The sequence below is a fragment of the Alteromonas portus genome (assembly GCF_005117025.1).
Classification (GTDB): domain Bacteria; phylum Pseudomonadota; class Gammaproteobacteria; order Enterobacterales; family Alteromonadaceae; genus Alteromonas; species Alteromonas portus.
In genome coordinates, this window is the sequence record NZ_SWCO01000008.1 from 169,628 (window position 1) to 183,247 (window position 13,620).

Consider the following 13,620-nt stretch of genomic DNA (forward strand, 5'->3'; position numbering starts at 1 on the left):
TGAGATGAACATCAAAAATAACATTAAGAATAGCCGTATACTTCTTACCTCTATGAGCATGGCATTAAGCCTTGCAATAGTGGGGTGTTCATCCACACCAGTGGCTGCGCCTACGCCATATAAGCCCGCTAATTCGAAAGCGGCTTACGGATACTCAAGTGAGAAAATCGCTGTAGATGAATATAAAGTGCTTTTTAAAGCAACGGATAAGACACCTGCAGATAAAGTTCAACAGTTCGCACTTTATCGAGCAGCCGAAATTGCCCAGAAACAAGGATTCACTTATCTAGCGATAGTGAAAACGAATGTAGACAAAAAGCCAGTGATAGCGAGAGAGGTAATGACAGGGAAAGAAGAACCTCCAGTATTTCAAACAGACAGGCAATGTACTATGTCTGGCTGTGATGAGGTGGCTCAACCCATGGCCGTCCCAAGCTCTAACGACGTTGTAAAAACTCAGATTAACGACATTTACTTTACCATTGATGTAAAAATGGCGAATGATAAAACGCGTTTAGGTAAAAACGCCTTTACTGTTTTAGAAGTGCTTTCACAGCCTCTAGAGCCAAAAAACGCCAACTAGCTGAACGTCATTCTGTTTCTCTATAAACTGTAGCATCAGTTTTTTAACAGGAATGCTTTTCGGTACGCAGTTGGCGTTACCGAAAAGCATCGCTCAAATGCACGAGCAAAACCGTGATACGTTTTAAAACCAACAACCAGTGCAATAGTCTTTATTTCTTTTTCCGTCGTGGCTAAAAAATCGCTAGCTAACTGCATTCTATACTTTTCCACGAACTGTGCCGGTGTCATATTTGTTTCTTTCAAAAAGAGTCTATGACATTGCCTTTCGCTCAAATAGACTAAATCAGATAACTGTTTAACGGTTATACTTTCATCGATATGCTCTCCAATCCAGCTTATAATTTTAGCAAGCCGATCAGATTTTGGCTTTTGAATGTCAAGTACGTTGGAAAATTGCTTTTGATTTCCTGAACGTTTTGAGTAAACCACTAAATGCTTAGCAACATGGTGCGCGAGGCCAACACCGTAATCAATTTCTATAAGACGCAGCGTTAAATCTATCCCAGACGTAACACCGGCCGAAGACCAATATTTTCCATGTTGAACAAATAGCTTTTCGCGCTCTACATTAAGCGCTGGGTACTGGGACTGTAAATCGCTGGTAAACGCCCAATGGGTTGCAATAGTAGTATTATCAGGTAGGCCAGTTCGAGCAATTAAGTATGCACCCGTGCAGATAGTTGCAACACGTTCCGAGTTCGACATAAGTCGATTTAAGCTTTCTAACTGAGATGGTGTGATTGACAGACTTCGTGCCCCCTTTCCTCCTGGAATAATCAATGTGTGGCACGCACAAACATCGTCCATAGAGGTAGACGGTATAAATTGAAGCCCCGCTTCACACTGAACAATACTGCGATCAAAGCCCACTATCTTTAATTCATAGCTATCATCCATTCCCTGAAGTGCCTCATAAAAAGCAGACTGAGGACCAGCAAAATCGAGTAATTCCATTCCTTCGTATGCAAGTAAACAAATAAGTTTGCGCATAAGTCACGTAATATTGATGAAGTAATGCGATCATAATACACACTTACCAGCATGACAGATATGACATCAAAACGCCCAAAACTGACACATTTTTGGACATCTTCATTTTTAATGAGCCGTTAATCTTCTGTTAATGTTGTACAAAAGTCTCCGTCATTCAAGCCAGCTATCATTAAACCCATGAAGTGCAGAGCAGATTTGTAGACCGCTATTCACAACGTGACACAGGCTCTGCTCCAAGCAATTTAATTAGGTAGTAACACATATTTATTTTGCAAATGACTGAGGAGTCACGAGATGAAAAAGCTAAGCTCGTTAATGACAAAAACAACACTTGTAGCAGCTTCGATTATGGTAGTAACAGGCTGCAGTGCAGTTGCAAAGCCGCAGATGGATCATTCACGAAGTGCAAATGCGCCAGTGTTAAAAGCTAACGCACTGGATAACGCATTACTGTATTCAGATGAATGTATTACTGAGCGAGAAGTGGTTACGGCACAAAAAATGTGGGGCGATGGCATCGTACGAATTGGTGCAGTATTTAGTAACAAGGGGGATTACTCTGGTGAGGCCGCAGACTTTATACAAGCCATGTACGGTTACGACTTAAGCAGTGTATTGTTTAAACCTACACTTGCAGCTAACGACCAGTTCCGCTCAAGCTTTGATGCAGCGCTTTCATACTTTGTTGGGGGAAATGACGCATACGAAGAGGACAAAGGTTTTGCAATAAAGCCTTATACCAATGTGAAATTCGATAACGTGGGTATTATCAACAACAGCTGTCGAATGGCTGTAGCTATGGGTAACTACTTCTTTACCGACACGAAAGGTGGTGAAACCAAAGTAGAATACACCTTTGCTTATGTCAAAGATAGTGATGGCGACCTGCGGATTGTTGCTCACCAATCGTCGCTACCTTACAACCCAAATGGTAACTAAATAAATTCTAGCCCCTCAATTCTCACAGAATAGATGGGCAAAACTCTCTCCTTTTCTTAGGCAAGGCGTTTTTTCCCTTTCGCTTTGCCTCTTTTTTATTTTTGGTCAAAAGTCGTTAATTACTTTGAGCCAAGTGGTGAATTGTTAGCCTTTTTCATTCTGTAAAAAATGCATTCATTCGTGTAATCGTGACGTTAATTACCTACATACATGCCCCAAAAAATATAGAAAATTAAAATTATATCAATATATTTCAACAACTTAAAAAACAGGCACAGAGATAGCATTAGTAACAGTGAAAGTAACGGAAGCAATACGAGGATTAAGTTATGTTAGGTTGGGCAATCACATTTTTTATCATCGCCATTATTGCAGCAGTTTTTGGTTTTGGAGGCATCGCAGGTGCAGCAACAGGTATCGCACAGTTTCTTTTCTTTGTGTTTATCGCGTTGCTCGTAATTTCACTTATCGCAAATGCGTTACGTGGTAGAGCACCAAGGGCCTAAGAGTTAAAAGTATTTTAATAGGAAAAAGGAGTAAGGATATGTTTTCATTTAAAAACTTATCAAAGGTACTAGTAGCATCAGCATTTGCACTATCACTAGCAGCATGCGGTGACGGTGAAGCGGAAGACGCAGGCGAAGAGCTAGACGAGATTGTTACCGATGCAGGTAATGCCGTTGAAGACGCTTGTGAAGATGTGAAAGAAGGCGCAAACGCCGAAGATAAAGACTGCTAATTAGTTTTTTATCAAAAAAAGGGCCAGACAAATGTCTGGCCCTTTTTGTGTTTACTCTCGACGTTGTTTTACCTGGCCGTTTACTTAAGAGACTTCCTCACCACCTAACTCCCGCGCAAGGTCGTCAAGTGTAGATAGCGTCGAATCAAACTCACCGAGGCTATAACGATACTTCACGCTTACATGATGGTCGGTACGCCCAAACTTCACCCTTAACCCTTCAGCTTCGATATGCTTTACGGTATTTAAAAAGCGATAGGCAGACATTTCTGTTTCAAATTGAAACTCAACACTGTTTTCCATTGAGTCTATCCGTTTAAACCACAATTTCTGGGTGAGCATCAATGACCGCAACAACCCGTTGAAGTAAATGGTTATCTGCTTCACGTATGGAGTCGTATGATAACCAGTCCGCAAGGATATCTGGAGCCGTTGCCGCCTCACCTTGTTCCAACTTAGCTGTCATCATTTGCAGCTGTACGCTAGAGCGTATAGATGCATCGGCATCTGGGCTTGGCATACCTGTAGCGACTTCTAATGCTACCGTTAACCATTGCCTATCGTGCTGAGTTGTTCCATTTCCAGTAGACTGGCCCAATACGCTCGCCCAACGCTTCCCTAACGTTTCCGCCAGAGACTGCTCGTCACCACTGCCCTCACCTACACTTAGCTGTAGTAAAGCAATCAGAGCTCGAGCCCGTGCCAGTTGCGCTTGGGATTGTGCATTTTTAGCGTGTGCTGCTCGCTTACTTTCAAGTGAATCTATCTTTTTGTCTACTTTCGTACGCTGCGCTTTAGGCAAGTCGGTTAACTGAGCACGAACGTCACTTATTGATTGACTGAACGTTGCATCATCGCTGTTAATATCAACCGCTTCCACTTGCTTGAGTATCGAATCTACTAACGCATTAAACGCATTATTTTGCACTTTTCGCTCGGCTTTCAAACGTTCAAACACGGTATCGTTTGCAGCTTTAAATTCTGCCCACAACTTACTTTCTTCACGTTTGCCCGCATGACCAACTTGTTTCCATTGGCTTTGCAATTGCTGAGCTTTGTCAGCGGCGATAGTTACATCTTCTTCAACTGCAAGCTGCTTGGCCTGAGCAACTAACGCGCGCTTTTGCACTTGGTTATCACTTTGCCACTTATTCACTTTTGCCTGAATGGGCGATGATACCGCCTTCCATTCTTGCTTCAGCTGCTCATACGCTTCACGTTCAACCTGACCCGCACCGTGCCATTGTTTCGATACTCTATCGAATACCTTCACTAATTCAGCTTCGGGCATGTTTACATCTACTGCCTTGACCGTAGCGATAATTGACTCACGCTGTTCACGTGCTGCAGCCCGTTGTGCGTCTAACTTTGCGTAATGTGCTCTACAAGGCTCGAACGCTTTTTCAAGGGCATCATCGAATTGCTGTTGTAACAACGTATCTTCGCTGCTCTCTTCGTTATTTGATGATGACGGCGTCAGTGATAACCACTGCTTACGCAGATATTTAATAGCCTCACTTCTTTGCTTAATGTTTTCGGCGTCAGCGCTAGCTAGCGCCTTTGCTTCTTCTAGAAGTGCAGGTTTGCGCGGTGCAGCAAGATAGTCCTGCCAACCTTCTAGGCGCGAAACATCGCCAGCTGTCTTCTCAAAGCGCTTCTCTACATACTTTTTGGCTGAACCAGGAAGTGCAGCATAACTTTCCTGAAGCTTTGCAAATTTAGAAATAGCAACGCGAAACTTACCCTGAGCAATTAAGTTATCAATGACACTAATGTGTTTTCTAACGTATTTTATTTGCTCATTTTCTTTGGATTTTTGTGCACGCTCCTTGGCATTTACACTGTTTGTTGCTGCATTAAAACGTTTAGATAAAGCCTTTGGAATGGCGTCGATTTCGCGGCTAAGCGCTTTGTACGCTTGACGAGCTTCCTCAAATTCAGCTTTAAGAGCTATTGCGCTAACGCTAGGTGCCTCGTCGTCACCGGTTACTTCACCGACAGCCTCAGTGGACAGGCCAGCGTCTTCAACGCTCATATCACGGGTATCTTTGTCCGACTCACTATCGCTTGCCGAAACGATCTTAGCAGCAATGTCTTCGAGCGACTGAAGTTTTATAAGTAGCTTTTGACCGTATTGCTGCTGCATAGAGAAGCGATCTAGCTGCTCGTTTAGTTCGTCGACAGAGCGCTTAATCTGTGTAATTCGTTTATCAGTTGCAGATTCATCATCTAAACGGGCTAACTGTTCGAGCGTTGCTTCAACACCGCGTACGCTTTCATTTACCGTTGCAACATCAGCAAGCGTAGCTTCACAAAGCCGGTTGTTGTACAGCCAGGAAACCTGCTCTTTGGCGTGTGTCAACTGCTGCTCGCACAAGGCTTTGGTATTGGCACGTTGCGACGCTTGTTGCTTTTCTTCCCATGCCGGGCGAATACGGCTTAAGTATCGTTCAAGCTGCTCACCTAAACGGGCGCGCTTTTCTTCATATTCAGCTTGTTCTTCTGAAGTGAGTAAGTCAATTTGAGCAAACAGCCCGGTTAATTCGGCCTCTAGCTCTCTGCGCTTTTCATCAATGGTTTCTACATCTGACTTGTCCAGCAAAGCCTGATATTTTGAAAGTCCCAAAGTGAGCTGCTTTTTAAGCTCCACTGGGCGCTTTGCAGCCTCTTTGATAGCATCGATCCGCGCATTAATTTGCATAACAAGCGCATCATCTGACACTTTCTTAGCAAGCTTTTGCAAATCTGATACGTCTGAGTGTGCGTTGACTAGTTGAGTCTGCAGTTGAGAACTTGCGCCTTCTAAAAAGACAAACTGGGTGAAAGATGGCTTCGCTACTTTTTCGATTAGCGCGTTAGCTAGCGCATCATCTTGTAAGAGCGTAGGCTCTTTCTTCAACATTTGCGGTACTAACTGCACAACTAAATCAGCGTTAGCTGTTTCAGTTAAAAAAGAGAATATCTCTTGGCGAGAAAGTGTGACATCACCCTCGCCTAACAAAGCGGCATTTACCTTTTTCTCCGCCGCTTTTTTAACGCGAGACTGCTTGGCAATTTGAGACATTTTAAGCCACAGCACAAAGCTATTAAGCTTCTCTAGCGCTGCTAAACTGACATTTGCATCTTCGTCATTAAATGCCAGTTCGTGAAGAATTGTTTTTTCCTGTGCCTTGTCGGGAGAGAGACTCTCGATTGCCTGCATCCGTTTCTCAGGCTTTGGGCTTTGGTGTGAAGGCGCAAATATACGACTAAATATCATCCTGTTTAAACCGCGCTATTGTATTTTTATCATCCTGCTCATCGCGTAACGAGCGTTTAAAATCGGCTTTGCTTTTATGTACAATTTCGCCGCTCTCGCCTACTGTCATATGCTCAGAGGACTTTTCTATTTTCGCTTGATACAGCATTACCGCCTGCATGCTGCTTGCTTTTTGATCTTCGTTTAAAGGCGTACCGTCAGGCCACTTACCTGTTTCAACAGCCTGACGCAGACGCTCGTATATCTCCGGCGTCATACTGGCTAATAGTGCTTCTATATTCATTTAGGAAAAACGCTTTATATAAACAATTCGCGCTCGGTTTACTAAGTACCATACAAAGCCAACCACAGCGCCCAAAATAGCTAAATTGTGTTGCAAATCACCTGGGCGTGTTCCGCCCCAATACATGAAGCCGAAACTCGCAACGAAGATAAGCATAGCAAGAAGGGATTGGTTCTGGATACTGGCTAACTTTTTAAATCTTTGTAAGCTTTGTTTGCGCTCTATATCTTCAGAGGTCGCATCACCGATTTTAAAGTCACAGTGAGGACACGTCTTCGCTTTATCAGACGTTTTCTTATTACATGAAGGACAGTCAACTAATGCCATATGTTGCTCCTATTTATTGGGTGCGAAATGGAAATGCACAACACGCCATTGAACGAGTGAGCATTTATACGCGGACGGGTATCATACTTAAGTTCATCACAACAATGAAGTCGATTCTGTGGATTAACCTTATCGCCATAAAACAAAAATGCGCAGGGTGTTAACTTTTGTACAAAGTTCACCGCTACGCATTTCTATCTGATGACCAACTTGCCTTTTCTCTCAATAAAACTCAAGAAAAGGCAATACTCACCTTATTTTTTATGTCGAGACCAGTAGTCGTTAACCGTTTCCTTCATCTCTCTACATAGCAGCATAATGCCGAACAGGTTTGGCAAGGTCATTACTACAATAGCCACGGCTGAAAGCGCCCAAACCAATGTGGTGTCAGAAAATGCAGCCCAAACAAAGCCGGCGACGTAGATAACGCGATACGGCATTACCGAACGAGGACCAAACAAATAGGTCATAGCGCGGTCACCATAGTAAGACCATGCAATGGCAGTTGAGAACGCAAACAGCATAAGGCCAATTGACACGATATATTGGCCGAAGTCGCCAAAGAAGCCACGAGTAAAGGCAATAGTAGTGAGCGCTGCCGAGTGGACCAGCGACTTACCGCTTACTTCAAGGTTCTCTTTAACAGGCTTTCCGTCGACAATTTTAAGCGTACCGGTGAACAAGTCTTCACTGCCTACCGCATACTTCACATCTTCTGCTACAGACCTAGCGTTAAGCAGAGTAAAACCATCGCTCACAGCCGTGCCGTTAACAACGGTAATAGAGCCAGTGTACGGCTGTACATTGTTACCTTCAATTTCATTCAAGTAACCGTATAGCTTGTTTACATCGTCTTGGTTTGAATCGTCGTATTGACCAGCGACAAAGTACATGTCTGAACGGTCGAAGACGTTTTCATGTTTTTCTTTCCACACGCCAGACGACAAAATAACTAAACCAGTAACGGTACAGATTAGAATAGTGTCGATGAAAGGCTCAAGCAGTGACACCATACCTTCTGACGCAGGCTCTTTCGTTTTTGCTGCTGCGTGAGCGATAGGTGCAGAACCTTGACCCGCTTCGTTTGAAAACAGGCCGCGGTTAACGCCACGGTTAAACGCATAAGCTAACGAAGCCCCCAAGAAACCACCAGCAGCGGCTGAACCTGTAAAAGCATCACCGATAACAGCAGAAAACGATGGGCCAATGTTGTCTAAATTAGCAAAGATAACGGCAAGCGCACCGATAAGGTAGATAACTGCCATAACGGGAACGACACGCGCTGTAAACGCGGCAATGCGTTGAATACCACCAAGAATGACCAAAGCTAGAAGAATACCCAGTACACTACCCACCATCCAAGGCTCGAAACCAAAAGTGGCTTCAATACTTTGCGCAATACCGTTACTTTGCGGAAGGTTGCCAGTACCAAATGAACTTACCACGGTGGCAATAGCAAAGGCTACGGCAAGCCACTTCATGTTCAAGCGGCGGTCCATATAATACATAGGGCCACCAGCCATGGTGCCGTCTTCTGTCTTAACACGGTATTTATGTGACAGAGTAACTTCTACAAATTTGGTTGTCATACCTAGAAAGGCTGTTACCCACATCCAAAATAGTGCTGCGGGGCCACCAAGAAAAATAGCGAAAGCAACACCAGAGATGTTACCTGTACCTACGGTACCAGACAGTGCGGTTGTAAGTGCACGAAAGTGCGTGGTGTCACCTGGATCGCTTTCTTTATCAAACTTACCGGTAACAACCTGCCAGGCGTGTTTAAAGAAACGAATTTGCGGAAACTTAAGATAAACAGTAAAGAAAAGACCTACGCCTAACAGTACATAAGGAAACCAGAACGCGCCCCCTAAGAAACCATCGAGCATAGTTAGAAAACCATATAACCCTTCCAACGTTATTCCCCTTTTTTATTATGTTTAATTGTTGTTTTATTTTAATAATTAAAAGGCCTCTTTTTGTCGAGGCCTTTTTTGCGGAAGCTTTTGCTTCCTTATTTTTATATTATTGCTCTGATGCTTTTAGCTTTTTGACAACTGCATTCACACCAATAAGCAAATCTTCACCTAATTGACGGCTGCGCTGTACCGACCAACCGTATATGTCGTCTGGTACATCAGCGTTGTCTTTAAATGGCATTTCTACCGTGTACGCCATACATTTGAACTTCTCGCCCACCGCGTTTGAAGCCACAGTTAAATTAGCCTTACCCGGCTCATCTTTATCGTAGCCAAACTCGTCTTGAAACTCAGGCGTTGCATTTAACAACGCATCTTTAAAGGTGTTCTCAAGCATTTTGATAGTGTCATTGTAGCTAGGGTTACCTTCACTTCCTGCAACAAAGTTGTACGGCAATGCCTCATCACCGTGCAAATCAAGATACATATCTACACCAATTTCGCTCATTGCGTTAAGTACGTAAAGTACTTCTGGGCTTTTTTCTTTCGATGGTGTTGCCCACTCGCGATTAAGATTGGTTCCTACAGCGTTGGTACGCAGGTGACCGCGCGCGCTTCCGTCTGGGTTCATATTTGGCACAATGTAAAACACAGCGTTATCAAGCAACTGTCGAGCCAAACCATCTTGCTCGTCGAGCAAACGGTAAATAATACCTTCTGCACACCACTCGGCCATGGTTTCACCAGGGTGTTGGCGTGCGGTGATCCAGACTTTTTTCTTTTCTGGTGTTTCTTCACCGATAACCAGCATAGACATATCACGGCCATCCAAAGTAAGGCCTAGGAATTTGTGCTCGCACAGTAACGACATTTGCGCGTCGTGCACAAGATCGAGATGACGTTCGTAGCTGTACGGAATGAAATACGCAAAGTAAACGCTAGGTTGTTCTAACGTTAGTGAGAACGTAAGGTTATCGCCGTCAAATTCGCTAGGAATTCTAAACCAGGTTTGACGGTCGTAAGACGCTAAAACGTTATATCCCTTCCAACCCTCTGGATACGCTGATTTTGCCAAGTTACCAATCGTCATTGTGTGCGTAACAAAGGTTTCGCCCACTAAACGAAAATGGAACCACTGAGCAAATTCAGATTGGTTGTCGTTGGGAATGGTTAGACGGATATCGTCTGGTGATTGTGCGCTAACAACTTCAATGTTACCGCTGTCGAATTGACTGGAAATATGCATAGACTGTCGTTTTCCTCATTATTTGAGCGGTAATTTAGCATAGACGTAAACACAAATTCCACGCACTCAGCGGGTTTTGTACTATCGAAAGTATACAAAATGTTTACACCATCAAAAAACCGACCACTTAGGTCGGTTTTTTGTACAGCTTCTTGTAATGCGTGTTGCTTACAGCGGCAACGTAGGGAAGCTTAGTCCTGCCATGTCACGAACTACACGCAGTACCTGACAGCTGTAACCAAACTCGTTGTCATACCACACGTATAGTGTCAGGCGGTTATCTGCGGCAATAGTTGCCTGAGAGTCAACCACAGACGCTGCGCGAGAGCCCACTAGGTCTGTCGATACAATCTCTTTACTTGCCGTGTAGTCAATTTGGTGCTGAAGTTTTGAGAACAGCGCGGTATCGCGCAAGAACTCATTAACGGCGATGCGATCCACCGGTGTTTTAAGGTTTAGGTTCAAAATCGCTAGCGATACGTTAGGCGTAGGTACGCGGATAGCATTACCGGTAAGTTTGCCTGCCAGTTTCGGATAGGCTTTGGCAACAGCTTTCGCTGCGCCCGTTTCGGTAATAACCATATTAAGCGGCGCACTGCGTCCACGACGATCACCTTTGTGGTAGTTATCGATAAGGTTTTGGTCGTTGGTGTAAGAGTGAACGGTTTCAACGTGACCGTTTTCAATGCCATACTCTTCGTCTAGCGCTTTAAGTACCGGCGTTATTGCGTTAGTCGTACAGCTTGCAGCAGATACAATTGTGTCTTCTGGTGTGACTTCTTCGTCGTTTACACCGTGTACAATGTTCTTAATATCACCTTTACCCGGGGCAGTAAGAATAGCTTTCGCTGCACCCTTAGCTTTAAGGTGTAGGCCAAGGCCATCGCGGTCACGCCAAATCCCCGTGTTGTCTACGATGATAGCGTTATCGATACCATATTGAGTGTAATCCACTTCATCTGGGCTGTTGGCATAAATGACTTGAATGTATGAACCGTTTGCTTTTAGCGCATTACGTTCGTGATCAACTGTGATGCTGCCGTTGAACGGCCCATGCACTGAATCGCGGCGCAGTAAGCTTGCGCGCTTTTCTAGGTCGCCATCGCGTCCGCCGCGAACCACAATGGCACGTAAGCGAAGCTTGTTGTTTTTACCCTGACGCTCAATTAGCAAGCGAGCAAGTAAACGACCTATACGGCCAAAACCATATAGTACAACGTCCTGAGGTTTCTGATCGTCCTCTTTGTCGGCAACGTCGTTTAGTTTTTCGTTAAGGTAGGCCGTAAGGTCGTTGTTGTCGACCGCAGAACCGTAGTGAAAATCAAAAGCTAATTTACCAATATCAATTTGTGCCGGAGCAAGCTTCATGTTGCTCAGGGCTTCTAAAATTGGGTAGCTTTCGCGTAGGCGTAGTTTAATACCTTCGTGCAGACGCACTTTGCGGTGCGCTTTAATAACATCAATAGCACTGGCGTTCAGTAGCGAGCGTCCATAAACTGAAATTTCAACTGCCTTATTTCGGTATAACTTACCAATAAGGGGCAACATCATTTCTGCGTATTCCTGACGCTCTTGCCAGCTGCTTTGTAATTCCTGCTCAAACTGTTGATTCATGCTTCTGCCTTCATCGATATTAAATTAACGGTGTTGTCATTGTTGTATGCGCGGCCAATTTATTGATTGGCCCTAACGCTCTCAACTATTCCTAATTACGCGTCAGCTTTTTATTATTTTTAGGGTACACTAGGTGAGTTTTCGCCTGACGGTGACGAGCAGTATCTTAAATAAACAAGCAAGGAAGACCAAATTGTTGATAAGTTTCAAAACCTCTATGAAAACTCGTACAACAACGAATTTATTTAGTAAGTTTCCAACAAAAGGTTATGTGACGACTGTGTGGCTGGCAGCAGCGGCAACACTCACCGGTTGTGGCGATCTTTTTGAACCTACTATCAGTGAAATTTGTGAATCTCACAGCGAGATTTGCTTAGATTTGAGTTTGGATGCCCGTTGTCGCGGCGAGCGAGCTGAGATTATTCGCTTACGTTACTACAATCAAGATTCAAAAGACGACGCGTACAAATACCCTCTTCTTCTAAACTTCGAAGAGTATCTAACCTGCGTTGAAGAAGTGCAGCATATAGAACATATAAAACGCAAAGGTAAAGAAGCAACGAGACTAAAAGGCGTTATTACCGCTCAGCGTGAAATTAAACGTCTAAGCCGCGAGACGAAAGACTCACTTGACCCCTATCTCTCTTACTATCACTGGACACGGTATAACGATAAAGACGCTTTTCATCGCTTCGAACGCTATGCGTCCAGCAACCGTGTAAGCGATCCAAAGCTTCTGGTTGCATTGGCCTCTGTTCAAATAAAAACCGATCAGAAGCGCACTATTGAAACCTTGTATCGAGCGCTGAGTTTATACACGGATAGTGACAATATCGATGTCAGTATCTTCTACTCTCTTGCGTCTATGGGAATGGATATGGATAACTATCGATTCGCCTACGTTTGGTATGGTGTTGCTGAGGCTTTCGATGAAAGACTTAACGACACTCAGCGCATACAGTTAGGTCAGCAACATGCCCTTCCAGTAGACATTCTAGATAATATTGTTGATGAAATAGTCAGTAATTTAAATAGCGCGACCTTTGATGCAAGTTCATTAAAGCTAGACAAACTCTGATTTTTTGAAACTCAATTACACAATTTCATTGGGAAATAATTAAAAAAACCGCCGTTTATGGGCGGTTTTTTTTAATTGGGCTCCGTAGCTTTACACACAAGGTTAAAATTTAATCAGATGTTTACCTTAACTATACGTACCATCTGCGTAACGCTCTTTTCCGTTGCTTTTTAACCTTTGATTTTAATATCGTCTTCGCCTTTAAAGGTCATAGATAGCGAGTTTACGCAATAGCGCTGCCCCGTTGGTGCAGGGCCATCAGGAAATACGTGCCCTAAGTGCGATCCACACTGCTTACAAAAAATCTCGACCCTGCGCATACCGTGACTTAAGTCTTCTCTGTAATCTACGTTACCGTCATCAAGCTGCTTATAAAATGAAGGCCACCCACAGCCAGCATCAAATTTAGTATCAGAGGGAAAAAGTGGTGCTTCGCAGCACTTGCAAACGTACAAACCGTTTCTCGTTTCGTCTAGCAACACCCCAGTGAAAGGTCGCTCAGTACCCGCTTCGCGGCATACATAATATTCCTCGTCACTAAGCTCAGTTTTCCAGTCTTTTTCAGTTATTGATACGCTTGCTTTTTTATCTGTCGACATAACTTACCTCTTAAAACAAAAAAGGTGTATTTGAAAACAAAT

Annotated in this window: 14 protein-coding genes; 5 read left to right on the forward strand and 9 right to left on the reverse strand. The window is 43.9% G+C overall.

What is annotated here, in order from left to right; genetic code table 11:
- The first annotated feature begins 4 nt into the window (after positions 1-4).
- On the forward strand, positions 5-583 hold the full coding sequence (locus tag E5672_RS14440; RefSeq protein ID WP_039216552.1) for a CC0125/CC1285 family lipoprotein: 579 nt from the start codon (positions 5-7) through the stop codon (positions 581-583).
- A 35-nt stretch (positions 584-618) separates the two neighbouring features.
- Here the strand turns inward: E5672_RS14440 and E5672_RS14445 are convergent, their stop codons facing one another.
- Entirely contained in the window at positions 619-1,575 is a 957-nt protein-coding gene (locus E5672_RS14445; RefSeq protein WP_136782839.1) for a GlxA family transcriptional regulator, read from the reverse strand.
- A 297-nt stretch (positions 1,576-1,872) separates the two neighbouring features.
- On the opposite strand from E5672_RS14445, the gene E5672_RS14450 reads away from it, so the two are divergent.
- The 3 genes from E5672_RS14450 to E5672_RS14460 all read left to right on the forward strand — a co-directional run bounded on the left by E5672_RS14450 (position 1,873) and on the right by E5672_RS14460 (position 3,256).
- Positions 1,873-2,517, forward strand: coding sequence for a phosphoribosyl-AMP cyclohydrolase (locus tag E5672_RS14450; protein ID WP_136782840.1), 645 nt, complete (start codon positions 1,873-1,875; stop codon positions 2,515-2,517).
- A gap of 329 nt (positions 2,518-2,846) precedes the next feature.
- Positions 2,847-3,023, forward strand: a complete 177-nt coding sequence (locus tag E5672_RS14455) for a DUF1328 domain-containing protein (RefSeq protein WP_014949832.1) — start codon at positions 2,847-2,849, stop codon at positions 3,021-3,023.
- Between the two features lie 38 nt (positions 3,024-3,061).
- Positions 3,062-3,256 (forward strand): hypothetical protein, encoded by a 195-nt coding sequence (locus E5672_RS14460; RefSeq protein WP_136782841.1) that lies wholly within the window; start codon positions 3,062-3,064, stop codon positions 3,254-3,256.
- An 84-nt stretch (positions 3,257-3,340) separates the two neighbouring features.
- Here E5672_RS14460 and E5672_RS14465 read toward each other — a convergent pair whose 3' ends face one another.
- From E5672_RS14465 to E5672_RS14500, 7 genes are all read right to left on the reverse strand, one after another.
- Complete coding sequence (locus E5672_RS14465; RefSeq protein WP_136782842.1) at positions 3,341-3,559, reverse strand: hypothetical protein; 219 nt, start codon at positions 3,557-3,559, stop codon at positions 3,341-3,343.
- A gap of 13 nt (positions 3,560-3,572) precedes the next feature.
- On the reverse strand, positions 3,573-6,515 hold the full coding sequence (locus tag E5672_RS14470; protein WP_136782843.1) for a DUF349 domain-containing protein: 2,943 nt from the start codon (positions 6,513-6,515) through the stop codon (positions 3,573-3,575).
- Positions 6,505-6,798: a YeaC family protein gene (locus tag E5672_RS14475; RefSeq protein WP_136782844.1), complete on the reverse strand. Its 294-nt coding sequence runs from the start codon at positions 6,796-6,798 to the stop codon at positions 6,505-6,507. Before E5672_RS14475 ends, E5672_RS14470 begins: the two co-directional genes overlap by 11 nt.
- A complete protein-coding gene (locus tag E5672_RS14480) occupies positions 6,799-7,125 on the reverse strand; it encodes a zinc ribbon domain-containing protein (RefSeq protein WP_014949837.1) in 327 nt (108 codons plus the stop codon).
- 254 nt (positions 7,126-7,379) lie between these two features.
- The gene (locus tag E5672_RS14490; RefSeq protein WP_136782845.1) at positions 7,380-9,038 is read right to left on the reverse strand and encodes an alanine/glycine:cation symporter family protein; all 1,659 of its coding nucleotides are present in this window, start codon (positions 9,036-9,038) and stop codon (positions 7,380-7,382) included.
- Positions 9,039-9,147: 109 nt separating this feature from the next.
- Positions 9,148-10,287 carry a M14 family metallopeptidase gene (locus tag E5672_RS14495; protein ID WP_136782846.1) on the reverse strand — a complete coding sequence of 380 codons (1,140 nt, stop codon included), beginning with the start codon at positions 10,285-10,287 and terminating at the stop codon, positions 9,148-9,150.
- Between the two features lie 168 nt (positions 10,288-10,455).
- A complete protein-coding gene (locus E5672_RS14500) occupies positions 10,456-11,901 on the reverse strand; it encodes a glyceraldehyde-3-phosphate dehydrogenase (RefSeq protein WP_014979588.1) in 1,446 nt (481 codons plus the stop codon).
- A gap of 193 nt (positions 11,902-12,094) precedes the next feature.
- On the opposite strand from E5672_RS14500, the gene E5672_RS14505 reads away from it, so the two are divergent.
- The gene (locus tag E5672_RS14505; protein WP_136782847.1) at positions 12,095-12,979 is read left to right on the forward strand and encodes a DUF2989 domain-containing protein; all 885 of its coding nucleotides are present in this window, start codon (positions 12,095-12,097) and stop codon (positions 12,977-12,979) included.
- Positions 12,980-13,149: 170 nt separating this feature from the next.
- On the opposite strand, the gene msrB is transcribed toward E5672_RS14505, so the two are convergent.
- Positions 13,150-13,578 (reverse strand): peptide-methionine (R)-S-oxide reductase MsrB, encoded by a 429-nt coding sequence (msrB, locus tag E5672_RS14510; RefSeq protein ID WP_136782848.1) that lies wholly within the window; start codon positions 13,576-13,578, stop codon positions 13,150-13,152.
- Positions 13,579-13,620 lie beyond the last annotated feature (42 nt).

Coding starts and splice junctions, on each gene's coding strand:
- E5672_RS14440 (WP_039216552.1), top strand. CDS start 5: ATGAACATCAAAAATAACATTAAGAATAGCCGTATACTTCTTACCTCT.
- E5672_RS14445 (WP_136782839.1), bottom strand. CDS start 1,575: ATGCGCAAACTTATTTGTTTACTTGCATACGAAGGAATGGAATTACTC.
- E5672_RS14450 (WP_136782840.1), top strand. CDS start 1,873: ATGAAAAAGCTAAGCTCGTTAATGACAAAAACAACACTTGTAGCAGCT.
- E5672_RS14455 (WP_014949832.1), top strand. CDS start 2,847: ATGTTAGGTTGGGCAATCACATTTTTTATCATCGCCATTATTGCAGCA.
- E5672_RS14460 (WP_136782841.1), top strand. CDS start 3,062: ATGTTTTCATTTAAAAACTTATCAAAGGTACTAGTAGCATCAGCATTT.
- E5672_RS14465 (WP_136782842.1), bottom strand. CDS start 3,559: ATGGAAAACAGTGTTGAGTTTCAATTTGAAACAGAAATGTCTGCCTAT.
- E5672_RS14470 (WP_136782843.1), bottom strand. CDS start 6,515: ATGATATTTAGTCGTATATTTGCGCCTTCACACCAAAGCCCAAAGCCT.
- E5672_RS14475 (WP_136782844.1), bottom strand. CDS start 6,798: ATGAATATAGAAGCACTATTAGCCAGTATGACGCCGGAGATATACGAG.
- E5672_RS14480 (WP_014949837.1), bottom strand. CDS start 7,125: ATGGCATTAGTTGACTGTCCTTCATGTAATAAGAAAACGTCTGATAAA.
- E5672_RS14495 (WP_136782846.1), bottom strand. CDS start 10,287: ATGCATATTTCCAGTCAATTCGACAGCGGTAACATTGAAGTTGTTAGC.
- E5672_RS14500 (WP_014979588.1), bottom strand. CDS start 11,901: ATGAATCAACAGTTTGAGCAGGAATTACAAAGCAGCTGGCAAGAGCGT.
- msrB (WP_136782848.1), bottom strand. CDS start 13,578: ATGTCGACAGATAAAAAAGCAAGCGTATCAATAACTGAAAAAGACTGG.